The 25,450-nt window shown below is 33.3% G+C and carries 17 protein-coding genes; 2 read left to right on the plus strand and 15 right to left on the minus strand.

Annotation, left to right across the window (positions count from 1 at the left end; translation table 11 throughout):
- Window positions 1–43 precede the first annotated feature (43 nt).
- Window positions 44–1,303 carry a UDP-N-acetylmuramoyl-tripeptide--D-alanyl-D-alanine ligase gene (locus K8354_RS09530; RefSeq protein ID WP_223439141.1) on the plus strand — a complete coding sequence of 420 codons (1,260 nt, stop codon included), beginning with the start codon at window positions 44–46 and terminating at the stop codon, window positions 1,301–1,303.
- Here the strand turns inward: K8354_RS09530 and K8354_RS09535 are convergent.
- Window positions 1,293–2,147 (minus strand): N-acetylglucosamine kinase, encoded by an 855-nt coding sequence (locus K8354_RS09535; protein ID WP_223439142.1) that lies wholly within the window; start codon window positions 2,145–2,147, stop codon window positions 1,293–1,295. The two genes, K8354_RS09530 and K8354_RS09535, sit on opposite strands and share 11 nt — an antisense overlap.
- A 3,705-nt stretch (window positions 2,148–5,852) precedes the next feature.
- Here K8354_RS09535 and K8354_RS09540 point away from each other — a divergent pair.
- A complete protein-coding gene (locus K8354_RS09540; RefSeq protein ID WP_223439143.1) occupies window positions 5,853–6,593 on the plus strand; it encodes a tyrosine-protein phosphatase in 741 nt (246 codons plus the stop codon).
- 174 nt (window positions 6,594–6,767) lie between these two features.
- On the opposite strand, the gene K8354_RS09545 is transcribed toward K8354_RS09540, so the two are convergent.
- The 14 genes from K8354_RS09545 to K8354_RS09610 form a co-directional block, all read right to left on the minus strand.
- Window positions 6,768–9,173 (minus strand): GumC family protein, encoded by a 2,406-nt coding sequence (locus K8354_RS09545; protein WP_223439144.1) that lies wholly within the window; start codon window positions 9,171–9,173, stop codon window positions 6,768–6,770.
- A gap of 5 nt (window positions 9,174–9,178) precedes the next feature.
- A complete protein-coding gene (locus tag K8354_RS09550; RefSeq protein ID WP_223439146.1) occupies window positions 9,179–9,940 on the minus strand; it encodes a polysaccharide biosynthesis/export family protein in 762 nt (253 codons plus the stop codon).
- A gap of 38 nt (window positions 9,941–9,978) precedes the next feature.
- Window positions 9,979–11,874 (minus strand): polysaccharide biosynthesis protein, encoded by a 1,896-nt coding sequence (locus tag K8354_RS09555; protein ID WP_223439147.1) that lies wholly within the window; start codon window positions 11,872–11,874, stop codon window positions 9,979–9,981.
- Window positions 11,875–11,891: 17 nt separating this feature from the next.
- The gene (locus K8354_RS09560; protein ID WP_223439149.1) at window positions 11,892–13,025 is read right to left on the minus strand and encodes a DegT/DnrJ/EryC1/StrS family aminotransferase; all 1,134 of its coding nucleotides are present in this window, start codon (window positions 13,023–13,025) and stop codon (window positions 11,892–11,894) included.
- Between the two features lie 3,719 nt (window positions 13,026–16,744).
- Window positions 16,745–17,509 carry a YdcF family protein gene (locus K8354_RS09565; RefSeq protein ID WP_223439150.1) on the minus strand — a complete coding sequence of 255 codons (765 nt, stop codon included), beginning with the start codon at window positions 17,507–17,509 and terminating at the stop codon, window positions 16,745–16,747.
- A gap of 298 nt (window positions 17,510–17,807) precedes the next feature.
- Window positions 17,808–18,413: a sugar transferase gene (locus K8354_RS09570; RefSeq protein ID WP_223439151.1), complete on the minus strand. Its 606-nt coding sequence runs from the start codon at window positions 18,411–18,413 to the stop codon at window positions 17,808–17,810.
- Between the two features lie 50 nt (window positions 18,414–18,463).
- Window positions 18,464–19,114, minus strand: a complete 651-nt coding sequence (locus K8354_RS09575; RefSeq protein WP_223439152.1) for an acetyltransferase — start codon at window positions 19,112–19,114, stop codon at window positions 18,464–18,466.
- Window positions 19,115–19,877: 763 nt separating this feature from the next.
- Window positions 19,878–20,219, minus strand: coding sequence for a holo-ACP synthase (acpS, locus tag K8354_RS09580; RefSeq protein ID WP_223439153.1), 342 nt, complete (start codon window positions 20,217–20,219; stop codon window positions 19,878–19,880).
- Entirely contained in the window at window positions 20,206–20,841 is a 636-nt protein-coding gene (locus K8354_RS09585; protein ID WP_223439154.1) for an MBL fold metallo-hydrolase, read from the minus strand. Before K8354_RS09585 ends, acpS begins: the two co-directional genes overlap by 14 nt.
- Before the next feature lie 55 nt (window positions 20,842–20,896).
- Complete coding sequence (locus K8354_RS09590; RefSeq protein ID WP_223439155.1) at window positions 20,897–21,658, minus strand: SDR family NAD(P)-dependent oxidoreductase; 762 nt, start codon at window positions 21,656–21,658, stop codon at window positions 20,897–20,899.
- Window positions 21,658–22,716: a 3-oxoacyl-ACP synthase III family protein gene (locus K8354_RS09595; RefSeq protein WP_223439157.1), complete on the minus strand. Its 1,059-nt coding sequence runs from the start codon at window positions 22,714–22,716 to the stop codon at window positions 21,658–21,660. Before K8354_RS09595 ends, K8354_RS09590 begins: the two co-directional genes overlap by 1 nt.
- 9 nt (window positions 22,717–22,725) lie before the next feature.
- The gene (locus K8354_RS09600; RefSeq protein WP_223439158.1) at window positions 22,726–22,956 is read right to left on the minus strand and encodes an acyl carrier protein; all 231 of its coding nucleotides are present in this window, start codon (window positions 22,954–22,956) and stop codon (window positions 22,726–22,728) included.
- Window positions 22,957–23,144: 188 nt separating this feature from the next.
- Window positions 23,145–24,272, minus strand: a complete 1,128-nt coding sequence (locus tag K8354_RS09605) for a glycosyltransferase family 4 protein (RefSeq protein ID WP_223439159.1) — start codon at window positions 24,270–24,272, stop codon at window positions 23,145–23,147.
- A 60-nt stretch (window positions 24,273–24,332) separates the two neighbouring features.
- Window positions 24,333–25,448, minus strand: a complete 1,116-nt coding sequence (locus K8354_RS09610) for a polysaccharide deacetylase family protein (protein WP_223439160.1) — start codon at window positions 25,446–25,448, stop codon at window positions 24,333–24,335.
- Window positions 25,449–25,450: the final 2 nt, after the last annotated feature.

The raw sequence follows: 25,450 nt of genomic DNA on the forward strand, positions 1-25,450 counted from the left end.
GCCTCATTATTTCTTGATAATGGGGCTTTTTTATAGGCAAAAAATGAAAATAGCAACGCTTTACCAACTTTATACATACCATTTAATGGTAGATACGGATACTAGAAAAATAAGAAAGAATACCTTATTTTTTGCCCTAAAGGGAGAGCATTTTAACGGGAATCAATTTGCAGAAAAAGCATTAGAGTTAGGAGCTTCGTATGCGATTGTAGATGAAGAAAAGTATACAACCCACACCAATATTATTTTGGTTGATAATGTATTACAAACACTGCAAGCATTAGCCAATTATCATAGAAAGCAATTAAACATTCCTATGATTGGTCTTACGGGTAGTAATGGAAAAACCACCACCAAAGAATTGATACAGCTTGTTTTGAGTAAAAAATATAACACGATTGCTACTCAAGGCAATTTAAACAATCATATCGGAGTGCCCCTAACCCTGCTCTCCATGAAACCAGAGCACGAAGTAGCTGTCGTAGAAATGGGCGCAAATCATCAAAAGGAAATTGAATTTTTATGTGGTATTTGTGAACCTGATTTTGGATACATCACAAATTTTGGAAAAGCACATTTAGAAGGTTTTGGGGGTGTTGAAGGGGTCATCAAAGGAAAAAGTGAACTCTATACGTTCTTACAGCAACATTCTAAGATTGCCTTTATCAACCCAGATGATCCCATTCAAGTTGAAAAAACCAAACACATACAATCTGTTTCTTTTAATACAGAATATATTCGATTTTTAGGAGTCAATCCATTTGTCGAAGTATCCTATAAAAACATGCGTATTCAGAGCAATTTAATTGGCGCATACAATTTTACCAATATTGCAGGGGCCATCACGATTGGTACCTATTTTAAAGTACCCCAAGAAGCCATTAAAGAAGCCATCGAAAATTATGTATCAACGAATAATCGTTCTCAAATCATTGAAACAAAAAAGAATACAATTATTTTAGATGCTTATAATGCAAATCCGTCAAGTATGCGGGCAGCCTTAGAAAGTTTTGCTGCTCTAAAATCCGACCCAAAAGTAATTATTTTGGGTGATATGTTCGAGCTTGGTAACGATGCTGCTTTTGAGCATCAAGAAATTGTGAACTTAGCGCATGCTTATAATTTTAAACATCAATATTTTGTGGGCGAAAATTTTTATCAAACAAAAACTACAGAAAATCGATTTAAAAATTATGAGGATTTCGAAGCATTTATAAAACAACATCCGATAGACAATGCCACAATTTTAGTAAAAGGTTCTAGAGGGATGCATTTAGAAAGAGTTCTAGCGCTTATTGATTAATCTTTTTTCTATGATATTCTAATAAATTATCAATAGGTCTTTGAATTACGTCTGTAACTTCTAAATGATTCTTTTTTGCTATTTTCTCTAAAATTTCTCTAAAGTAAAAAGCAATCGAGCCGATAAAGTATAATGGTGTTGCTGCTGTTTTTTTGAATGGTAAAATTCGGTACTTAAAGAATTCTTGAAAACCCTTTTCAATCATGCATTTGATGTATTCCTCTTCTTTAAAATCGAACATAAATTTTGCAAAAGAAGCTAAATACCTATTTGGATTCGCTGTTCGATATAAATTTTGCTTGATATCATCAACATCTAAATTAAAATCTTCCTCAAATTTTTTGGCAATATGTGGGGGCATTGTATTGTAAAAATAGGCTCTGAGTAAAAGCTTCCCAAAATAATTACCACTGGCTTCATCCATCAGCATATATCCCAAAGACGCCGTTTTCATGTGCACCTTTTCTCCGTCCCAATAGCAGCTGTTGGAGCCCGTTCCTAAAATACAGACAATTGCTGGATCTGCACCTGTAGCAGCATATACGGCACCTAACATGTCTTCTGCCACCTGTACTTTTGCATGGACAAAAATAGTCTGTAAAATATTTTTAAGAATTTCTAAAGGCTTCGGAGTGCCGCATCCAGCTCCATAGAAATAGATTTCCGTCACTTCATCTTTTACTTTGACCAACGGGAAAACGTGTACAATTCTATCTTCTAATTCCTCTTCAGGAATCACCGCAGGATTCAACCCTAACGTTCTTACCCTAAACGCCTCACTTTGATCCCTGTTGATCGCAATCCAATCTGCTTTGGTAGAACCTCCGTCTGCAATTAAAATCATAACTCCTATTTTAGTTTCAAAGATATCGCAAGAAAACTGGGTATACAAATCTATTCTTTACTGCAATTGTTTTCTCCTCAACATTTAGAAGATATTATTTGTCAGTTTGAGACCCAAGAAAAAAATTTTTACAAGCGTAGAAGATGACGTAAATTGGTTTTAAATATACTGAATTGCCAAATAATCGTAAAATATAAGTAACTTTAACCGACCTTTAAATCACTGAAAAACAATTATTTAATAAAAACGTCAATAATAATCCAGGTGTCAGTTCGAGTAATTTCAATTTTTCATTGAAATTGTATCGAGAACTCATCGGAATTGTATCGAGAACCTATATGCACAAAACAATCTTTTGATTTAGCATTCATAAAAATGAGACTGCTTCGTTATTAGCAAACGTAAGAGTACTAAACTTTGTGTGCGCTTCTTTATACGACTTCTCCTTTGGTCGAAGTGACAAGTTTGCAGGTTATATTGCTTGTTTATTTTTCTTTTATTCTAATTTCTTTTCCATTGATAAAAAGAAACAAAAATCTAGACTTACTTTTTCGCTATGCGAGTTACCTACAACCAAAATATATTTTGGTTTTGGTAGTCTTGAATTCTACAAGTGATTTCACTGTCGTGTCCAGACTTATTATTGAGTTCCCCAATCAAGTTGAGGACAAGCTTTGGACACTTAGCCGTTGCATCCCTTTTGAATTCCTACGAAAAATAAAATAGGTCGAGTTTAGATTTTAATTACCCTTTCTTTTAATAACAGAGCTAGGCTTGGAACGTCAAAAAACCCTAAACATCATTACGACAGAGGTATGATTGCAATCTTTTAAATTCCTTCTAAAAACAAAATTTTTTAGGTTTTAGATTCTGATTTTTAAAGTAAATCCAGGTGTCAGTTCGAGTGATTTCAATTTTTCATTGAAATTGTATCGAAAACATTTTAGAAGTAAAGAAATAAATAGAAATTAAAAGCTTCTCGATACAAAATTTCTGAAAAAGAAATTTCACTCGAAGTGACAATAGGTTTATATTGGAGTGTCTACCTTTGGTGTCAGTTCGAGTGATTTCAATTTTTCATTGAAATTGTATCGAGAACTCATTGAAATTGTATCGAGAACATTTTAGAAGTAAAGAAATAAATAGAAATTAAAAGCTTCTCGATACAAAATTTCCGAAAAAGAAATTTCACTCGAAGTGACAATAGGTTTATATTGGAGTGTCTACCTTTGGTGTCAGTTCGAGTGATTTCAATTTTTCATTGAAATTGTATCGAGAACTCATTGAAATTGTATCGAGAACATTTTAGAAGTAAAGAAATAAATAGAAATTAAAAGCTTCTCGATACAAAATTTCCGAAAAAGAAATTTCACTCGAAGTGACAATAGGTTTATATTGGAGTGTCTACCTTTGGTGTCAGTTCGAGTGATTTCAATTTTTCATTGAAATTGTATCGAGAACTCATTGAAATTGTATCGAGAACTCATTGAAATTGTATCGAGAACATTTTAGAAGTAAAGAAATAAATAGAAATTAAAAGCTTCTCGATACAAAATTTCCGAAAAAGAAATTTCACTCGAAGTGACAATAGGTTTATAATTTATTAAGAATGATTATATTCGATGTCAGTTCGAGTGATTTCAATTTTTCATTGAAATTGTATCGAGAACTCATTGAAATTGTATCGAGAACATTTTAGAAGTAAAGAAATAAATAGAAATTAAAAGCTTCTCGATACAAAATTTCTCAAAAAAAATTTCACTCGAAGTGACAATCGGTTTATTAAGACTGATTACACACCCTGTCAGTCCGATGTCAGTTCGAGACCCAAGAAAAAAAATTTTACAAGCGTAGAAGATGACGTAAATTGGTTTTAAATATACTGAATTGCAAAATAATCGTAAAAATACAAGTAACTTTAACCGACCTTTAAATAACTGAAAAACAATTTATTTAATAAAAACGTCAATGGTAGGTCGAAAATTGGAGTTTAATTTTCTAATTTATTGAAGGGAAATACGGGTAGCAATTTCATATTCATCAAAAAGGTTCTTTAAATTGATTACTCTGTTATACACTAAGACATAGCGTTCTTTTTTTATGTTTTTACTTTTTGCTTGACCAAAAAGTAACAAAAAGTCAAGACTTACTTTTATTTTACTTGAATTCTACAAGTGATTTCACTATCGTGTCCAGACCGCTGCGCTATTTGGACACTTAGCCGTTGCATCCCTTTTGAATTGCTACGAAAAATAAAATAGGTCGGGGTTTGGAGTTTAATTACCCCTTCTTTTAATAACAGTGCTAGGCTTGGAACGTCAAAAAACCCTAAACATCATTACGACAGAGGTATGATTGCAATCTTTTAAATTCCTTCTAAAAACAAAATTTTTTAGGTTTTAGATTCTGATTTTTAAAGTAAATCCAGGTGTCAGTTCGAGTGATTTCAATTTTTCATTGAAATTGTATCGAGAACTCATTGAAATTGTATCGAGAACATTTTAGAAGTAAAGAAGTAAATAGAAATTAAAAGCTTCTCGATACAAAATTTCTCAAAAAGAAATTTCACTCGAAGTGACAATAGGTTTATTAAGACTGATTACACACCCTGTCAGTTCGAGTGATTTCAATTTTTCATTGAAATTGTATCGAGAACTCATTGAAATTGTATCGAGAACATTTTAGAAGTAAAGAAATAAATAGAAATTAAAAGCTTCTCGATACAAAATTTCTGAAAAAGAAATTTCACTCGAAGTGACAATCGGTTTATTAAGACTGATTACACACCCTGTCAGTTCGAGACCCAAGAAAAAAATTTTTACAAGCGTAGAAGATGGCGTAAATTGGTTTTAAATATACTGAATTGCCAAATAATCGTAAAATACAAGTAACTTTAACCGACCTTTAAATCACTGAAAAACAATCATTTAATAAAAACGTCAATGGTAGGTCGAAAATTGGAGTTTAATTTTCTAATTTATTGAAGGGAAATACGGGTAGCAATTTCATATTCATCAAAAAGGTTCTTTAAATTGATTGCTCTGTTATACACTAAGACATAGCGTTCTTTTTTTATGTTTTTACTTTTTGCTTGACCAAAAAGTAACAAAAAGTCAAGACTTACTTTTATTTTACTTGAATTCTACAAGTGATTTCACTATCGTGTCCAGACCGCTGCGCTATTTGGACACTTAGCCGTTGCATCCCTTTTGAATTGCTACGAAAAATAAAATAGGTCGGGGTTTGGAGTTTAATTACCCCTTCTTTTAATAACAGTGCTAGGCTTGGAACGTCAAAAAACCCTAAACATCATTACGACAGAGGTATGATTGCAATCTTTTAAATTCCTTCTAAAAACAAAATTTTTTAGGTTTTAGATTCTGATTTTTAAAGTAAATCCAGGTGTCAGTTCGAGTGATTTCAATTTTTCATTGAAATTGTATCGAGAACTTGTTGAAATTGTATCGAGAACTCATTGAAATTGTATCGAGAACATTTTAGAAGTAAAGAAATAAATAGAAATTAAAAGCTTCTCGATACAAAATTTATGAAAAAGAAATTTCACTCGAAGTGACATTAGGTTTCGACTGCGGGCAACCTGACATCCAGGTCTAAAGGTTTTTTCCATAAACCGCTCCGTTTAAAGTGCGCTATGCTTTTATAGTATCCCAAGAAAAGTTGTAAATTTACAAGAAATTTCAAAACATGTTCTTTTTCAAGAAAAAGCAAATTCCATTACATCAATTTTTCCCTGAAGGATATGTCGATCTGCATTCCCATCTGCTTCCCGGTATTGACGACGGCGCTAAAAATATGGATGAAACCATCGCTTTGCTTCTGAAAATGTCTTCTTATGGGATCAAACATTTTATCACCACGCCCCATGTGTTGGGGAATGTGTACCCGAATACACCAAAAATTATACAGCAGCAATTACAATTGGTTCAGGATGAGTTATTTAAAAGAAATCTAACGGACCTTTCTATTACGGCAGCTGCCGAATATATGATAGATGAAAGATTTATGGAGATTTTAGAAAAAGAGCCCCTATTAACCCTTAAAGACAATTTAGTATTGGTAGAAATGTCTTACTACAGCCCGCCATTGCAGCTCTATGACGTACTCTTTCAATTACAACTAAAAGGATACAAGCCCATTTTAGCGCATCCTGAGCGCTATTTCTCCTACCATCACGACTTTCAAACTTATTACAAACTAAAGAATGCTGGATGTCTATTTCAATTAAATTTATTGTCCTTAACCGAGCATTATGGCAAATATGTTCAAAACATTGCTAAAAAATTACTTCAAGAAAATCTATATGATTTTGTAGGAAGTGACACGCACCATCTAAACCATTTAGAAGTATTACCCAAAATAGGAACTCAAAAGAATTTAAAACGTATTGAGCACTTATTATTGAATAACAAAAAGTTTCTGAAATAAGTAATAAAGAATTTCTTGAAACGAACTATTTAGATTCCCGTTACCCAATCTAGTTGAGCATAAATTTCACGGGAATGAAAATTTCAACGGAAACCCCAACGCGGCCCATCGAGGAATTCTTTCCGATTAAAATTTCGAATATATCGTATGGCTATTACTAATAAGTGAGTTTTATTAAAATATTCTTTTATACCAAGGTTTCTTGGTTTCCACTCCATAACCGTAACCATAACCAGCTCCATAACCATAACCATAACCATAGCCATAACCATAACCGTAGCCATACCCTTTTTTCGTATTGGTGTCGTTTAAAACCATGGTCATATTTGGTAGCTTTTTCTCTTCATAAAGCGTTTGAGCAAACTTTATAGCAGTCTTTTCTGAGTAATTCGCTCTTGACACATATATGGTCATATCTGAATCTTTAGCCAATAGCAAAGTATCTGAAACTAAATTTACAGGTGCTGTATCAATAATTACAAAATCATACTCCTTTTTAAGGGTATCTATCAATTCTTTTACCTTACTACTTAATAATAATTCTGCAGGGTTTGGTGGAATCACTCCCGAAGAAATAATATCCAACCCTTTAATATCTGGAGTGGAGAATTTAATATCATTGATAGAGACATCATTATTTGTAATATAATTAGTCACCCCTTTTCTTTCCGGAAGTCCTAAATATTTGGATATTTTCGGTGCTCTCAAGTCCAAACCTACTAAAATTACTTTTTTCTTCGATAAAGCAATCGCGGCAGCTACATTCAGTGCAATAAAAGACTTCCCTTCTCCACTGGTTGTAGAGGTTACTAAAATAGCTTTCCCCACACTTTCTGAGGCATCCGGTAATATAAAATCTAAATTGGTTCGAATCAATCTAAAAGATTCTGCCGCATCTGTTCTTGCATGTTCTTCTATCACCACTTTCGCATCGGTTTTAGAATGTGGAATTTCTCCGATAAAAGGAATATTGGATACATCTTCAATATCCTTTCGTGAATGTACCTTGCTATTTAACAAGCTTTGTATAAAAATAACACCAAAAGGAATTAAAAAACAGAACACCATTGCTCCTAATTTTATTTTTCTCCTATCCGGTGAAACCTCAGATCCATTGCTATAGGCATAATCAATAATTTTTGCGTTGGATACCGTAACCGCTAAGGATATGGCTGTTTCTTCCTTTTTGGTTAATAAGTAAGAATATAATTCTGAATAGATTAATTTCCTTCGTTCTATATCAATCATTTCCCTCTCGATAACAGGAATATCCGCAATTTTACTATTCGTCCTTTTTGCTTCCAACTCTAATTCATTCAATTGAATTTCCAATGATTTTTTTAAATTCCCAAGGCTCGCTAATAAATTTTTCTTTAGCGTTGTAATTTGAGTTTTTATTTCAATTAATCGAGGATTAAGAACTCCCGCTGTAATCTCTAAGTTATTTTTTTCCAACACCAATGCATTGTAACTCGAAATTGAGGCAGCTATGCCTGCATCTGTAAAGCCAAAATTATTGGGCAGAACCTCATTTTCTTGAGACTCTTTGGTTAGTTTTTTCTGAATCCAACTTGCCAAACTTAATTGACTTTCAAGTCCCATAATCATTTGATTGTTGCTCGCTAACGCACCAAGCACCATAGCGCCTTCTGATGATAATTCTGTAATCCCAAACTTTGTTTTATAATCCTTCACCTCATCTTGCGCAATCGCCAAATACTCTCCTACACTCCGCAATCGTTCCTCAATGAAAAGCTTTGTTTTTTCCGATACGATACTTTTATCTTTGATGGCATCTATATTATACTGATTTACCAATTCATCTAGAATAGCGATTGCCTTTTCTTTTTCTGTATCTGTTAACTCTAAACTCAAAATACTTGAGTTTTCACTTATTGAACTAATCTTTATTCTTTGCTTTAAACTATTAACAACCTTTGCTCTACTTCTTATTTTAATGGTCACAACTTGATCCATAAAAGAATTACTATAATTCTTCGTTTTCACCAATTTAAAGGTTCCAATACCCGCTGTTATTTGTTGATTGAATGTAGCATTCTTAACGGGTTCCAAATCAGGACTTAAAAATTGAATTTCATTAGTTTCTTTTAAAGAAACTAAAAAAGTAGTATCTCTATCGCGTGCATACCTATTTTGAATGAATTGCAGCCTAAAAGGTAGGTTTGTATAAAGCTGAGTTGTCTTTACCTTCCCTTCGCTAAAATAAGTAATATCCAATTGTAAGCTATCTACAACATATCCTATAATTTTTCGTGATTTTAATATTTCTATTTCATTAGCAGTATTGTTGGCAGAAGCACTTCCTATAATCCCTAAATCTCCAAAAGCCTTCAATTCGGTTGAAATTCCAGATTTATTATTATCCTTGATTAGGATGGAGGCAGAAGCCTTATATGTGGGGTTTTGATATCTTAGGTAAAGAGAAGACCCAGAATATGCAATGATTAAAGAGAGCACAAACCAAATCCAATGAACAATATATTTTTGTAATTCCTCTCTAAGGTTTATGAGCGTATTTGGCTCTTCATTACTCGCGATGTATTCTTTATTTTCTTGCATTTTTTTTATCTACTTAATTGATTAATTAAAAGCGCAAAAAGACTCACTATGGATAAATAAAAAGTCACATTTGAGTTTGCAGATGCCGATTGAATGCTCGCATAATTAGGTTCCACATACACCACATCATTTTGTTGCAAGTAATATACCGGAGAGGTAAATATATTTTTGGACAGTAAATCCACACGATATTGGATTTTCTGACCGTTTTCCTCTCGCTGCACCAAAATATTATTTCTTATTGCTGTAAGATTCAAATCTCCCGCTAAAGCGATGGCTTCCAAAATGGTGATTCTTTCATTGGGTACTGGATAACTTCCGGGTCCTTTTACATCACCTAAAACAGTTACCTTATAATTTGAAATTCGGATATTGATGTTTGGATTTAACACATAATCGGGTGCTAATTTATTTTTTAAAAATTGAATCAATTCATCTCGGGATAGCCCACCTACTTTTAATTTTCCTAATACCGGAAAATCGATTTCCCCATTCGTATCTACCAAATAATCTAGTTGCGAAGACCCTACTCCTAAGGAACCAACACCCGCTGTTATATTAAAAGGCGCCACTGCTGCTGTATTGATTGCGGTAATCGAAATCTGCAACAAATCATCAGGTTTAATGATGGTTTTATAACTATTAGAAACCTTTGCTTGGTCTATCTCATCATTTTGAAAATATATGATCTTTTTTTTAGAAACACAATTCGACAAGAAAACAATACTAAAAAAAACAACAAATACATTTTTTAAAAGACACTTCATACTTATTTTTTTGCGAAAATACTATAAAAAGTTGAGGGTTAACCAACTTTATCTAGCTTTTCGAATTTAGAATTATTAGAAAGAAACTCTGGAACCATTTCCTTCAACATTGTTACAATCTCTACGTTACTTAATTTATTTATTTTAAGGACCAACTCTTGAAGCAGTTCTAAAATTGCAGTGGTATTCACCTGTTGTGTTTTTGCAATCATAATCTTTTCGTGGTAGGTTTTTACAGTGTTTTCTCCTGCCGCCAAGAGTTCTTCATATAACTTTTCACCAGGCCGCAATCCTGTAATTTTAATATCAATATCTTCAGGGTATTTTAAGCCAGATAAAGAAATCATGCGCTTTGCCATCTCATAAATCTTTACCGACTTCCCCATGTCAAAAATATAAATTTCACCACCCACTCCCATCGTTCCTGCTTCTAAAACCAATCTACACGCCTCCGGTATGGTCATAAAATAGCGCGTAATGTCTTTATGAGTCACCGTTAAAGGGCCACCATGCTCAATTTGTCTTTTAAATAGCGGAATTACAGATCCATTAGAGCCTAAAACGTTTCCAAAGCGCGTCGTTGTAAACTTTGTGACTTCTTGATGTTTGCTGACACAACTAATATACATTTCTGCCACCCTTTTTGTTGCCCCCATTACATTGGTCGGGTTCACAGCCTTGTCTGTAGAGACCATCACAAAACGATCTACCTTGTATTGTATGGCTAAATCGGCAATATTTTTTGTTCCTAGAACATTCACTTTAACGGCTTCGTAAGGACTATCTTCCATTAAAGGCACATGCTTATACGCAGCCGCATGAAACACTTTTTCAGGACGGTACTCTTCGAATATTTCACGCATCCTATTTTTGTCTCTTACATCGGCTACTAAAGCCACAAAATCCGTCATGCCATTTTGAAACAACTCTTGTTGTAAATCATAGAGATCGGATTCTGCCTGATCTACCAAAATCAAGTGTTTTAAAGTGTATGATGCTAATTGTCTTGAAATTTCACTCCCTATAGAGCCAGCAGCTCCCGTTACTAAAATCACCTTGTCGTTTACTTCTTTTTTTACAATCGGATTGTCAATTAAAATTTGTTTTCGATCCAACAAATCATCAATATTTACTTGTTTTATTTGGTTTGCTTGTAAATTTCCATCAATCCATGTTGCCAATGGCGGTACAATCTTAATGGCAACCTTTAATTGTAAAAGCTTGTCCGTAATTTCTAATAATCGTCCTGCTTTTAATTTTTGAGTGGAGATAATTACCTCCGCAATATCATATTTTTCAATAAATTCTTTATCAATATTTTTAGAATCATAAATTCTAATACGATCAATCTTCTTATTAATTTTATTTGAATCGTCATCAATAAATCCTAAAACAGCATAGTTATTGTTTCGATCCCTGTTTAAGGCGCCATAGGTGATAATACCTGCTTCGCCTGCACCAAAAATTAAGACGTTTTTTATCACACCGATTTCTGTTGAAACAACTTCATAAAAAGCTTTAAAAACATATCGACTGAATATGAGTGTAAAAACACAGAGTAAATAATGAATTAAAAGGATTGATTTTGGAATGGTAAACCCTGGATATATTTTAAAAAGCTGGTTCACCAAGATGATGAAAATCATAGAAGTCGTAAAAATCGTTACCCCTAAAAACACGTTAAAGGCATCTCTAGTTCCTGTATGTCTTATAATCCCCTTATAAGATCCCACTGCTAGAAAACTGAAAAGCGCTACAACAAATACCAATGGTAGTTGAGTTATAAAACTTTCCATATTAAAGTTAAAACTAATATTGAATCGAATGGAGTATGCCAATACAAATGAAATACACACCAATAAAACATCAAAACATAGGACTAACCATTTTGAAGCGTACTTGTTTAAGGTTTTTAAGAAAAGTTTTCTTACCATTGTATTTTTTTGCAAACTTACAATAATTTTTGAATTGATGTCCGTATTCTTTCTCGGTCTGCATCTGATAAATTAGATCCTGATGGCAAACAAAGCCCATTTTGAAACAAATTCTCAGAAATATCGGTTCCGTAAAAAGCACATTCGCTAAAGATGGGTTGCAAATGCATGGGTTTCCAAAGTGGCCTAGACTCAATATTATCTTTTAACAATGCTATTCTTAATTTTTCGCTAGTAAAAGGAGCTGTTTCGGTCTCAAAAAGGATACAACTCAACCAATGGTTTGAAAAATAGTCATTTGTAGGCTCTTCAAAAACGCGTATGCCCTGAACATTTTTAAAAATATCTTTGTAAAATTGATGCATCTTTCTTCTTAAGGCGATATGAGCAGGCAACACCGCCATTTGTCCTCTACCAATGCCCGCTACAATATTACTCATTCTGTAATTATAACCAATTTGGGAGTGCTGATAATGGGGCGCCTCATCACGCGCTTGGGTTGCTAAAAAAATTGCTTTTTGTTTGGCTTCTATGGTATTACAAACAAGTGCCCCACCTCCTGAGGTAGTGATAATTTTGTTTCCATTAAAGGACAAAACCCCAAAATCACCAAAAGTACCGCAATTTTTACCTTTATAGGTAGCCCCTAAAGCTTCTGCCGCATCTTCTAGTATCGGAATTTCATATTTTTTTGAGATGGCTACAATTTCATCAACTTTTGCAGGCATCCCGTACAAATGCACCAAGATGATTGCTTTTGGCTTGTTCCCCAATGCCATTCGGTCTTTAATCGCTTCTTCTAAAAATACCGGACACATATTCCAAGTATCTTTTTCGCTATCGATAAAAATAGGAGTGGCTCCTTGGTATGCTATTGGGTTTGCAGAAGCAGAAAAAGTCATGCTTTGGCATAGCACCTCATCGCCTGCTTTTACACCCAACAAAATTAACCCTAAATGAATAGCAGCCGTGCCAGAAGACAAGGCACCTACTTCTTTTTCGGTCTGTAAAAACTGTTTTAAATCAGTCTCAAAACCAGTAACGTTAGGTCCTAAGGGTGCGATCCAGTTATGATCAAATGCTTCTTGAATATAGGTTAATTCATTGCCCCCCATATGTGGAGAGGAAAGCCAAATTTTAGATTGCTGCATTCGAATTATTTTTTTTTTTTTGCAAAGATACGATTTTGAATGAATTGAATTCTAATTTAAATAAAATATGATTTCAAGAGATAAAAATTTATCAAGAAATATATACTTATAAATTTTAATTTTTAGCTCATTTAAAATCAGTTGTTGCATAATTTATCCGTTGTCAGTTCGAGTGATTTCAATTTTTCATTGAAATTGTATCGAGAACTCATTGAAATTGTATCGAGAACATTTTAGAAGTAAGGAAGTAAATAGAAATTAAAAGCTTCTCGATACAAAATTTCTGAAAAAGAAATTTCACTCGAAGTGACAATAGGTTTATCAAGAATGATCATATTCGTTGTCAGTTCGAGACCCAAGAAAAAAATTTTTACAAGCGTAGAAGATGACGTAAATTGGTTTTAAATATACTGAATTGCAAAATAATCGTAAAAATACAAGTAACTTTAACCGACCTTTAAATCACTGAAAAACAATTATTTAATAAAAACATCAATGGTAGTGATTCCGATTTTTCATCGGAATTGTATCGAGAACTCATTGAAATTGTATCGAGAACCTATTATATTCTAAAAAACAATCTTTTGATTTAGCATATCCAAAAAAGAGATTGCTTCGTTATTAACAATGACGGTTCTAGGGGCAGCACGCCATTGCGAAAGAGGCACGATTGAAGCAATCTTTTAGTTTAAAAAACCCTAATAATGTTTTTACATAAACAAGTTAAAAGTATATTTTTCTTTTATTTTTCTTTTCTTTTCCATTGATGAAAAGAAACAAAAATCTAGGCTTACTTTTTCGCTATGCGAGTTACCTACAACCAAAATATATTTTGGTTTTGGTAGTCTTGAATTCTACAAGTGATTTCACTATCGTGTCCAGACCGCTGCGCTCTTTGGACACTTAGCCGTTGCATCCCTTTTGAATTCTACGAAAAATAAAATAAGTCGAAAATTGGAGTTTAATTTTCTAATTTATTGAAGGGAAATACGGGCAGCAATTTCATATTCATCAAAAAGGTTCTTTAAATTGATTGCTCTGTTATACACTAAGACATAGCGTTCTTTTTTTATGTTTTTACTTTTTGCTTGACCAAAAAGTAACAAAAAGTCAAGACTTACTTTTATTTTACTTGAATTCTACAAGTGATTTCACTATCGTGTCCAGACTTATTATTGAGTTCCCCAATCAAGTTGAGGACAAGCTTTGGACACTTAGCCGTTGCATCCCTTTTGAATTGCTACGAAAAATAAAATAGGTCGGGGTTTGGAGTTTAATTACCCTTTCTTTTAATAACAGTGCTAGGCTTGGAACGTCAAAAAAACCTAAACATCATTACGACAGAGGTATGATTGCAATCTTTTAAATTCCTTCTAAAAACAAAAGTATTTAGGTTTTAGATTCTGATTTTTAAAGTAAATCCAGATGTCAGTTCGAGTGATTTCAATTTTTCATTGAAATTGTATCGAGAACTCATTGAAATTGTATCGAGAGCATTTTAGAAGTAAGGAAGTAAATAGAAATTAAAAGCTTCTCGATACAAAATTTATATTCTCGATATAATTTATTCTTATTTTAATCGAATAAATCACTCGAATTGGAAGAAATTTCACTCGAAGTGACAATAGGTTTATTAAGAATGATCATATTCTTTGTCAGTTCGAGTGATTTCAATTTTTCATTGAAATTGTATCGAGCACCTATATACCAAAAAACAATCTTTTGATTTAGCATATCTAAAAACGGGATTACTTCGTTATTAGCAATGACGGCTCTAGGGGGGCAGCACGCCATTGCGAAAGAGGCACGATTGAAGCAATCTTTTAGTTTAAAAAACCCTAATAATGTTTTTACATAAACTAGTCAAAAATATATTTTTCTTTTATTCTTCTTTTCTTTTCCATTGATGAATACTGAATCTAGCTCAGCACAGGCTTCACCAAAAAGTCAAGACTTACTTTTATTTTTCTTAAATTCTACAAGTGATTTCACTATCGTGTCCAGACCGCTGCGCTCTTTGGTCACTTAGCCGTTGCATCCCTTTTGAATTCTTACGAAAAATAAAATAGGTCGAGTTTAGATTTCGATTTTTAAAGTAAATCCAAGTGTCAGTTCGAGTGATTTCAATTTTTCATTGAAATTGTATCGAGAACTCATTGAAATTGTATCGAGAACTCATCGGAATTGTATCGAGAACCTTTTAGAAGTAAGGAAGTAAATAGAAATTAAAAGCTTCTCGATACAAAATTTCTGAAAAAGAAATTTCACTCGAAGTGACAATAGGTTTATTAAGAATGATCATATTCTTTGTCAGTTCGAGTGATTCCGATTTTTCATCGGAATTGTATCGAGAACTCATTGAAATTGTATCGAGAACTCATCGGAATTGTATCGAGAACCTAGATAGCAAAAAACAATCTTTTGATTTAGCATACCTAAAAATGGGATTGCTTCGTTATTAGCAATGACGGTTCCAGGGACAGCACGTCATTGCGAAAGAGGCACGATTGAAGCAATCTTTTAGTTTAAAAAACCCTAATAATGTTTTTACATAAACTAGTCAAAAGTATATTTTTCTTTTATTCTTCTTTTCTTTTCCATTGATGAAAAGAAACAAAAATCTAGACTTAATTTTATTTTACTTGAATTCTACAAGCGATTTCACTTTCGTGTCCAGACCGCTGCGCTCTTTGGACACTTAGCCGTTGCATCTCTTTTGAATTCTTACGAAAAATAAAATAGGTCGGAGTTTGGAGTTTAAATTTATAATGTCATGGCGAAGAGGTGCGTCGTAGCAATCTTATAATAATCAAAAAGGTTTTGTAAATAGATGGCTCGATCCATCGATTAAATGTAATGTTCTTTTTTTTATTTTTACTTTTTGCTTGACCAAAAAGTAACAAAAAGTCAAGACTTACTTTTATTTTACTTGAATTCTACAAGTGATTTCACTATCGTGTCCAGACTTATTATTGAGTTCCCCAATCAAGTTGAGGACAAGCTTTGGACACTTAGCCGTTGCATCCCTTTTGAATTCCTACGAAAAATAAAATAGGTCGGGGTTTGGAGTTTAAATTTCTAATGTCATCGCGAAGAGGTGCGTCGTGGCAATCTTATAATAATCAAAAAGGTTTTGTAAATAGATGGCTCGATCCATTGATTAAATGTAATGTTCTTTTTTTATGTTTTTACTTTTTGCTTGACCAAAAAGTAACAAAAACTCAAGACTTACTTTTATTTTTCTTGAATTCTACAAGTGATTTCACTATCGTGTCCAGACTTATTATTGAGTTCCCCAATCAAGTTGAGGACAAGCTTTGGACACTTAGCCGTTGCATCCCTTTTGAATTCCTACGAAAAATAAAATAGGTCGGGGTTTGGTGTTTAAATTTATAATGTCATGGTGAAGAGGTGCGTCGTGGCAATCTTATAATAATCAAAAAGGATTTATCCATATTCGATCATCGCTTTCACGTATTATTCTTTTTTTATGTTTTTACTTTTTGCTTGACCAAAAAGTAACAAAAACTCAAGACTTACTTTTATTTTTCTTGAATTCTACAAGTGATTTCACTATCGTGTCCAGACCGCTGCGCTATTTGGACACTTAGCCGTTGCATCCCTTTTGAATTCCTACGAAAAATAAAATAGGTCGGGAATGCTAACCGTTACTAAACACATATATTTACCCCTAAGTAACTAATATTAAACTCTATAAATTATTTTAAGTCAGTAGTGAAAAGCTCATCTTTCCAATATTTTAAGCGCTCTATCAGATAGCTGTTCATTAAATTCACAGAACTCATGGAAGGAAAAGATACATTGTTCGCATCATTAGCGCCTTGCTTAACTTGAAAATTGGTGGGTGCGCCGATTGCGATGACCCCTGCTTTTTTGTATAGCATTAAGGCCCTTGGCAGGTGCATGGCATCTGAAACGACAATTACATTTTTTGTTGTTCCGAATTTAGTGACAAAGGCAGTGACCTCTTCAGATGTATTGGTAGGTGTGGGGAGTATTTCACAGTTTTCAGTGGGAACGCCTAATGCAATGGCAGCTCTTTTAACAACTGCTGCCTGTGATTCTAATCCCAATCTAGAATATCCTGAACTCACTATTTTATAGTTTTGTAGTGTTTTCGAAAGGCGCATTGCTTCTATTAAGCGTGCTAAAGTATTTTTGCTAAGCTGACTAGTTGGTGGTAACTTAGGATCTAAACTGTAACCTGATCCTAAAACATGCAAGTAGTAGGTTTCTTTTTTCTCTAGTTTGTTTGGATTGCAAATGGGTGTTTTCGCTTCGTAGTCTCTTACGAGCTTTGCTGGAAATGCCTTTGTGGAAACTACTAAAAATAAAATAGTTAAAAGATACCACCCCCACTTTGTTTTTTTAAAACTAAAATAATAAGTACTAATTGCTAATATAAAAAAGACAATCGCAAAGAAGTTTGATAATTGAATACTTGCTTTGAGTAGGGTTAACATTTTCTTCTTTTATATTTTAGCATGGTTTTTGTTCTTACTATTTTATTCATTGTTGTCCGATAAAAGATAACAAGACCGCTTTCGCTGTTAGAATCAAGAACAAAGACTTGATTTTAACTATCTGAAAAACAATTTTATTACGATTTTAATTTTTTCGATACATCATAAATTCTAAAGCGGTTTTAAAAGCAAGGTATACTACTTTAAAGGCTCTTGAAAATCAATACTATCAATACTTTAAAACACTTTAGCTAATTTTAATCGGACTACACTAATTTTATTTCAACTTATTTCAACCTTAATTACTACCATTAAAAGGAAGCATTGTGGTCTGTTTGTTCTGATTGACATCCTCTTTTTTTACGACTTTCATCACAGTCATACATAATATTTTTATATCCAACGGAAAACTCACATGCCGCACATAGTGCACATCTAAATCAAATTTTTCTGTCCATGAAATACTATTTCTTCCATTTATTTGCGCCCAGCCTGTTACTCCCGGAAGCACCTCATGTCGCTTTAATTGTTCTTCAGAGTACAACGGAATATATTTAAATAATAGTGGTCTAGGTCCAACCAAACTCATGTCTCCCTTCAACACATTTAACAATTGGGGTAACTCATCAATAGAGTATTTTCGAATGATGCTTCCCATTTTTGTAATTCTTTGATGATCTGGCAATAACTTTCCTTTTGTATCACGCTGGTCAGTCATGGTTTTAAACTTGATAATCTTAAACTTTCGCGTTTTATATCCAGGTCTTTCTTGGAAGAAAAAAACCTTTCCATTGTTTTGTTTCCAAAGGATACAATAGGTGATGATGATGATAGGAGAAACCAGTATAAATAGGACTGTACCTAAACTAAAGTCAAAAATTCTTTTAATAAACGAACGATACATTATTTTGAATTAGAAGTTGATGTCGATTTAGTAGTTGTTTTATTTCAAGATTATTCTTTTCGAACAATCAATTTTTCTTTGTACCTAAAAAAAACAGTTTCATTGTCATGAACTCTGTTGGTAATGACCATTCCTGCCATAATTTTATTATCGTTTCCTATTTTAATCGCCGGCAATACACAACTGTTCGTGCCTAATAAGTTACTATTTCCGATGGCTGCGGCTCCTCCAAGCACAACCTGTGGACTCAGAAAATTATGATCACCAATAGTTACATCATGACCGATGGTACATCTTGAGTTTATCACATTAAAGGCACCAATTACAGCCTTTGGTCCTACGGATGCATTGTGCGATATGACAGTACCTTCTCCAATTACCGCGGAATCAGAAATCAATGCAGAAGGATGAATCATGCCCGTAAACTTTGCCCCTTTTAATGTAAATTGGTCAAAAATTTTAATTCTAGTCGTAATAGTACCAATACCCATCAAATAATACACCTCAGGATCTACCTGATGATCGCTTATCTTTCCGAGAAAAGCATACGAATAGTTATAATGCGTATGTTGTTCGGCAACATCGTCTATTAAACCTTTAATATGATATTCTTTTTTTTCTAAATTCTTATTGATGTATTCAATATAATCTACCAATTCTGCAGCATGAGAACCACAACCGATAAGTATTATTTTTTTCATATTCCTATATTTTTAATAAAAGTATTCGTGCCAAATTTATTTATTTTTTTTCATTGTTGTCCGATAAAAGATAAAAAGACCGCTTTCGCTTTTAGAATCAAGAACAAAGACTTGAATGTAACTAACTGAAAAACAATATTATTACGATTTTAAATTTTCCCATACATCATAAATTCTAAAGCGGTTTTAATAGCAAGGTGTACTACTTTAAAAACTCTTGAAAATCAAGACTATCAATACTTTAAAACACTTTACCTAATTTTAATCGGACAACACTAATTTTTTTTCTTTAAAACAGAAAATTTGCCAATCAATTGAATGCTAATCTCTGCTATCCATTTAAAATTACTCTGATAAATCGTAGCATAAATACTGTTTTAATCCTATTTTTTAATCTTTGAAGCTCACATCTCTTTATAAGAGCAATAAAGTTCTATGAAACTTTTATTGTTTTCAAGACGCTATAAAATAAAATTAGCAGCGATATCAAATGAATTGCTGCTTTCTATCACATGACGAAAATAAAAAATTTCTTGAAACGAACTATCCTAGAGGCAGCCCCATAGAGTTACCTGCATGCCAGCAGGCAGGTTTCGCTCGTTTCATACTCAATTAGGTTGAGCATAAGCTTTGACCTAAAAAGCTCGAAAAACAAAATTCTATTAATTAGATTCCCGTTACCCAATCTAGTTGAGCATAAATTTCACGGGAATGACAATTTCAACGGAAACCCCGGCGCAGCCCATCGAGGAATTCTTTTCGATTATACAATCATGGCAATTGCCGTTGCTTGGTGCTTGGAATGTGCAATGCTTACCTGAACTTTAAATGAATCTGTAAACTGAGGGTTGACAATTGTGACCAGCGGTGCTCCGTTACTTGCATGCGTAATATGTACATCATGAATAGAGAGTACTTGAATTGCTGAAACCGCTTTCACCACGGCTTCTTTGGCACACCAAAACCCAGCTAAGGTTTGAGGTGGTTTCGATTTAGCATTCGCATATTGCCACTCATACAATGAAAACAAACGTTTTACTAATCGTGGCTTTCTTGCATACATTCTTTCAAATCTTGCGATTTCCTCGATATCAATGCCTATCATTTTTTAAATAAAAGTTCCAATTTATATCTTTTGCTACTATCGAAGGGCCATGCCCTGGATATAGGATCGCTTCCGAATCTATATGATTACGGATTTTCAATACACTTTGCGTTGCTTTTTCTTTATTCCCCGTTTTTAATTTTGTGACAATCGGAATGTGTGGAATTAAAGAATCGCCCGTAAAAATAGCATTTCCTATTTTAAATGTAAGGCAACCCTCATTATGACCCGGTGTTTCCAAAATTTGAAGGTTTAGATCCTCAAAAAGCTTGATACAACTCGATTCATCAATAATTTGTATGTTTTTACCTTTATACGTGATAGATGTTTGTTGATAAAAAGATAAATTCATTTTGCTATCGCGCAATGCCTCTTGAGTATATTTTGAACAAAAAACAATGCATTGTGGATATTGTTCTAAAATTGTGTGAATTCCGCAAACATGATCGTAATGCGCATGTGTTAAAAATATCGCTTTCATGCACTGATCATCTTCTATTGCTTGCAAAACATCTTCTGCATTTCCGATATCGATTAGATAACAATCTTTGTGATCATTCGCACTTTTGATTAAAAAAGTGTTTGAATTAAATTTTTTATTTACGAATGATTGCAGGATCATACTTATTTTATCAACTTGAAATAAAAGTTTCTTTAGTGTATAAAATTAAAAAAAATCACATTGCTGTGTATCCGCCATCCACAATCATATTGGTTCCTGTAATCCAGCGTGCACCGTCACTTAATAAAAAAGCACAGGCATTGGCTACATCCTCCGTTTTTCCTAATCCGATAGGATGTTTGCTTTTTATTTTATCGTATGCCTCTTGATTTTGGGCATATACAGCATTGGCACTCATCGGAGTTTCCACGACCCCCGGTGAAATACAATTAACTCTAATCTTTTTATTTGCTAATTCTAACGCTAAAGATTTTGTTCCTGCTATTAAGGCTCCTTTTGTAAGGCTATAGGTTGTTTTCCCTAACTCACCTACAACACCCATCACAGAGGCCAAAAAGACGATACTCATGCCTTCTGGGTTTGCAAATTTTTTCTTTGTGAGTAATTTTGTCATATGAATCGCAGCGAAAACATTGGTCTCGAAAAAAGGTTGTAATTTTTCAGGTGTAATATTGCGTAATGGCAGTGTTGTAGAGATTCCTGCTGCATGCACAATACCGTCTATTTTTAAATTTCCTAACAAATTTTGTAATGCTTCCGTGGTTTTGTCATACTCTGTTATATCGGTTGCTAAAATCAAAAAATCAGTATTTATGAGTTCAACACTTGTTTCTTGTAACCTTTCTTTAGAACGCCCTAAAAGGATGACAAAAGCTCCTAATTTATTTGCTGTGATGGCACATTGTTGACCAATTCCTGATGAGGCTCCTGTAATGATTATATTTTTACCAGAAAGACTGAATGGGTTTTCTTGCATTATAGTTCTACTACATTACTAATTACACAATCTTCTAATTGTATTTGTGCTGTTGCCCAAGACATCCCCACTCCAAAACCACACAACATTAATTTTTTAGGTCCTTTCAATTCATTTTGCAGCTGACTCACAATTGTTAAAGGAATGGAAACCGATGAAGTATTCCCAAACTGCGCAATGCACGAAGGTACTTTAGTGCTATCCAATTTTAATTTTTTTGCCAAGTAAGAATTCATATATTTATTCGCCTGATGAAATATGTTAAAATCAATAGACTCATTGGTATTGCCTGAAAACGCTAAAACCGACTTGAAATTTTTCGGAATTTCTTTTAACACAAAATTGAAGACATCTGCACCATTCATATAGCCTTGCTCGTCTGTCCTTTTATTACCGTATTCATCCACCACTTTTTCCGTTAATGTCTCTGCCGATGATGGGTTTCGATAGCCCCCTGCATCAATTTTTATTAAATCCGCCAAGGCCCCATCAGAGTTTAAAGAAAAATAACTTTTTCCAAATTTTTTATTTTGTTCTATGATGGCTGCCACGCCTCCATCACCAAAAAGAAAGGCGGTTTTTCTATCTTTAGGAGAATATACTCTTGAACGTGTTTCGCCGTCTAATAAAAGTGCTTTTCTAAAGCCTCCTGACTGCATTAAACCATAGACAACTGATAAACCATATACAAAAGCAGAGCACCCTAAACTGATATCAAAAGCGGCGACATGTTTGCCTAAGCCTAAGCGATGTTGTAAGGTAATCGCAGTGGCTGGCATTCGGTAATCAGGTGTTTGAGAAACAAAAATAAGCAGATCAATCTCCTGCTTCTCAATTTGTAAATCATTGATCAGTTGCTCTGCAGCTGCAAAACATAAATCTGAAGAACACATACCTGTTGGCGCAAACCTACGTTCTTTAATCCCGACCTTATCTACAATATCCTTTACATCTTCTGCGGGGAAAAATTCGGTATAGGCATAATTGTCAATCGTATTTTTGGGTACAGCGGCTGCCATACCCGAAATACCTATGTTTTCAAAAGAAATATTTGGCATACCCTATTTTTAATCTTTGGTTCTTTTTTGAATTTCTGTATATAAAGCCTGCAAGGTGGTGAGCTGTTGAAAAGTCTCATCTTCTATCACCACATCATACACATCGTCAATTTCTGCAATTAAAGATAAATGCGCTAGTGAATCCCATTCATCATATGCTCTAAAAACATCCTGCATTTCAATTGTTCTGTCCTCTATTTCTAGGACTTCTGTAATCATATCTATAAATTTTGTTTCCATATTTTTTTATTTTAATTGTTGATATCTTTTTTAACTTTATTTTTCAAAGCTAATATATAAAATGCTAAGTGATGAATATAATCTTATATTTTTGCAAGAAAAAACGCACTTTCTCTTTTTGAAATTCGTAAAAACTGATCATTAGATACATTTTTTTCTACACTTCGAAAATTAGCTAATGAAACTAGTTATAGAAAAGACTTCGCATTTTCTTTTGTAAATAGTAAAGAAGTTTTTAATGAATTACTAGCATAGTACTTATGTAATTCTTTTTCTGAATGCAATCTATTTATAAAATCTAATATATTCTGAATTTCATCAGGAGGAAATGATTCTCCGCACTTATTTCTTTTTATTAAATCTGCCAAAGCAGCTTCTTTGTTGCAAATTGCCAAAATGGGTTTGGCTACAGAAAACAAATTAAAAGTCTTACTCGGAATACTTATGTCTGTTGCTTCTTTTCCTAAAGTAACGACACCTATATCCGCAGCATTCATTGATTGAGGAATTTCTTGCGTAGGCATCCATGTTTGTAGTGTAATATTTGAAAGATTCGCATCGGTTATTTTCTGATCTAATAGATTATACTTATCACCACCACCGATGATCATAAAATGTATTTTAGGGTTTTTACATAACTTTGCTAACTCCACCATGATTTCTACGGGGTGTGATTTCCCTAAATTTCCTGAATACATTACAATGAACTTATCCTCCAATTTTCTTTCGATAATAAAGGGATTCACTGATTTTTCAATTGGCTTTAAAAATTCATTTTCTGTCCATATTGGAACCACTTTTATATTTTCTTCACTCGTATAGTTTAAAATTCTACTTTTCATTCCTTCCGTTAAAGTATATACTTTTTGCGCTTTTTTAAATACTTTTCTGTTTACCTTCTCCCAAACTTTTGTAACCTTAGATTCTTTTTTAAAGTAACTAAATTCCACCAATGCATCTGGGTAGATATCGTAGATTAAAAGTTTGTATTTATTAGAACATAACAAAGGAATAAAAGTAGTAAATGGAGGATTGGTTACTAAAAAAAGATCCGCATCTCTATACCTTGTTTTAATGAGCCAAACTGCCTTTAAAAAGCCCATACTCCAGGTCATCAATCTTTTAAAAGAAGATGATCTATCATAGGGTATCATTTTTTTCAGGATTACCTTTTGACCCAAGTTTTTTTCCCTTGGATTTAGGTATCCAGTGATTAAAATTCGTTCCTCATATATGTCATCAAAAGCTTCTAGAATATCAATCATTAAATAACCTGAAGACTGATTTACAAAAACAATTTGCTTTTTTTTGTGCATGCTATTTTTATTACAACTTACTAAAACATTGCTGTTTCATACCTAGTAAAGATTAAGAGTTTATGTATTTAACTTATTTCCAAGTTCAGACGAAGTAATAAATTCCACATCTGGCCACCGTTTAAGCACCTCTGTTAGCAGTATATCTAATTTTTCTAGACCTATCTTTCTGTTTTCAACATTCAATGCCCCTATGTAATTGATTCTATGACTGCATATTACTGCTGGTTTTTTCCATAAAAATGCATGATGAATATCATCTAAACAAGTAACTACCCAATCTTGATTCGGTACACTAGGTTCAAAAAATGCATTTCTTGTTAAATAAACTTGGTTGTATTTGTTTTTTTGCCCTAACCAATGGATATGCTTTTTAAAGAGGCCATTTCCTTGGGGCTCTTGTTGCATTTTTGAAGCTCCGATATACTTAATACCTGCCTTGGCTGTTGTTTCTTCTAAATCATTGTTAAAAAACCCATTAGGTGGCACAAAGAATTGCGCTTTGTATCCATGAATCTTTTCAAAAAGACTTAAACCGTCCAATATACTCTCCTTTTGAAAAGGTAAATCATCTTTCGTTTCTATATCAAATGCTGCTTGATAATTAATATTAAAAGGAGTGTTCGTTGTAAATCCCCAACATTTTTCTTGAAAACCTAAGAGTGTATCTTGATCTCCTTTACGGAGCATTCTTAACCAAACTTGAACATTTAAATGCTCCCGTGCATGAAACTCCGGATAAAATACTTTTTCATTTATGCCTTGTTTCCAAAGATGCAGAGCAGATGCTCTTTGGTACTTCTTTAAAGTTTCTGTAAAGAGTTCATAATGATATTCGTTAAAATTAGTGGCTTCTATTCTTTCAAAATCAGGATTAGTAACTACTGATACCGCTGTAAAAATAGCTGGATTTCCTAAATAATCTTTATGTTTGTTTAAAATATTAAACAACATTTCTAAATCATCAGCAGTTGCTAACGTGTCCGTTAAGTTATAAGTAGTTCGTTTGTCAGCACCTAAATTTACCCCTTTTGATTTCAGTTTTTCATAGGCTTTTAAAGAAGGCATTCGTATAGATCCCCAATCATCAGATTCGATAACCAAGTATTTTTTTTGAACAGACTTGCCAATACTATTCTTTAAATGCTGTCGAAGTTTATTTTTATACCCCATCATAA

This window comes from Polaribacter litorisediminis, assembly GCF_019968605.1.
Lineage (GTDB): Bacteria > Bacteroidota > Bacteroidia > Flavobacteriales > Flavobacteriaceae > Polaribacter > Polaribacter litorisediminis.

Bases quoted from the DNA above. Each gene is read 5' to 3' on its own strand.
- K8354_RS09530 (WP_223439141.1), top strand. From the start codon at position 44: ATGAAAATAGCAACGCTTTACCAACTTTATACATACCATTTAATGGTA.
- K8354_RS09535 (WP_223439142.1), bottom strand. From the start codon at position 2,147: ATGATTTTAATTGCAGACGGAGGTTCTACCAAAGCAGATTGGATTGCG.
- K8354_RS09540 (WP_223439143.1), top strand. From the start codon at position 5,853: ATGTTCTTTTTCAAGAAAAAGCAAATTCCATTACATCAATTTTTCCCT.
- K8354_RS09545 (WP_223439144.1), bottom strand. From the start codon at position 9,173: ATGCAAGAAAATAAAGAATACATCGCGAGTAATGAAGAGCCAAATACG.
- K8354_RS09550 (WP_223439146.1), bottom strand. From the start codon at position 9,940: ATGAAGTGTCTTTTAAAAAATGTATTTGTTGTTTTTTTTAGTATTGTT.
- K8354_RS09555 (WP_223439147.1), bottom strand. From the start codon at position 11,874: ATGGTAAGAAAACTTTTCTTAAAAACCTTAAACAAGTACGCTTCAAAA.
- K8354_RS09560 (WP_223439149.1), bottom strand. From the start codon at position 13,025: ATGCAGCAATCTAAAATTTGGCTTTCCTCTCCACATATGGGGGGCAAT.
- K8354_RS09565 (WP_223439150.1), bottom strand. From the start codon at position 17,509: ATGTTAACCCTACTCAAAGCAAGTATTCAATTATCAAACTTCTTTGCG.
- K8354_RS09570 (WP_223439151.1), bottom strand. From the start codon at position 18,413: ATGTATCGTTCGTTTATTAAAAGAATTTTTGACTTTAGTTTAGGTACA.
- K8354_RS09575 (WP_223439152.1), bottom strand. From the start codon at position 19,114: ATGAAAAAAATAATACTTATCGGTTGTGGTTCTCATGCTGCAGAATTG.
- acpS (WP_223439153.1), bottom strand. From the start codon at position 20,219: ATGATAGGCATTGATATCGAGGAAATCGCAAGATTTGAAAGAATGTAT.
- K8354_RS09585 (WP_223439154.1), bottom strand. From the start codon at position 20,841: ATGATCCTGCAATCATTCGTAAATAAAAAATTTAATTCAAACACTTTT.
- K8354_RS09590 (WP_223439155.1), bottom strand. From the start codon at position 21,658: ATGCAAGAAAACCCATTCAGTCTTTCTGGTAAAAATATAATCATTACA.
- K8354_RS09595 (WP_223439157.1), bottom strand. From the start codon at position 22,716: ATGCCAAATATTTCTTTTGAAAACATAGGTATTTCGGGTATGGCAGCC.
- K8354_RS09600 (WP_223439158.1), bottom strand. From the start codon at position 22,956: ATGGAAACAAAATTTATAGATATGATTACAGAAGTCCTAGAAATAGAG.
- K8354_RS09605 (WP_223439159.1), bottom strand. From the start codon at position 24,272: ATGCACAAAAAAAAGCAAATTGTTTTTGTAAATCAGTCTTCAGGTTAT.
- K8354_RS09610 (WP_223439160.1), bottom strand. From the start codon at position 25,448: ATGATGGGGTATAAAAATAAACTTCGACAGCATTTAAAGAATAGTATT.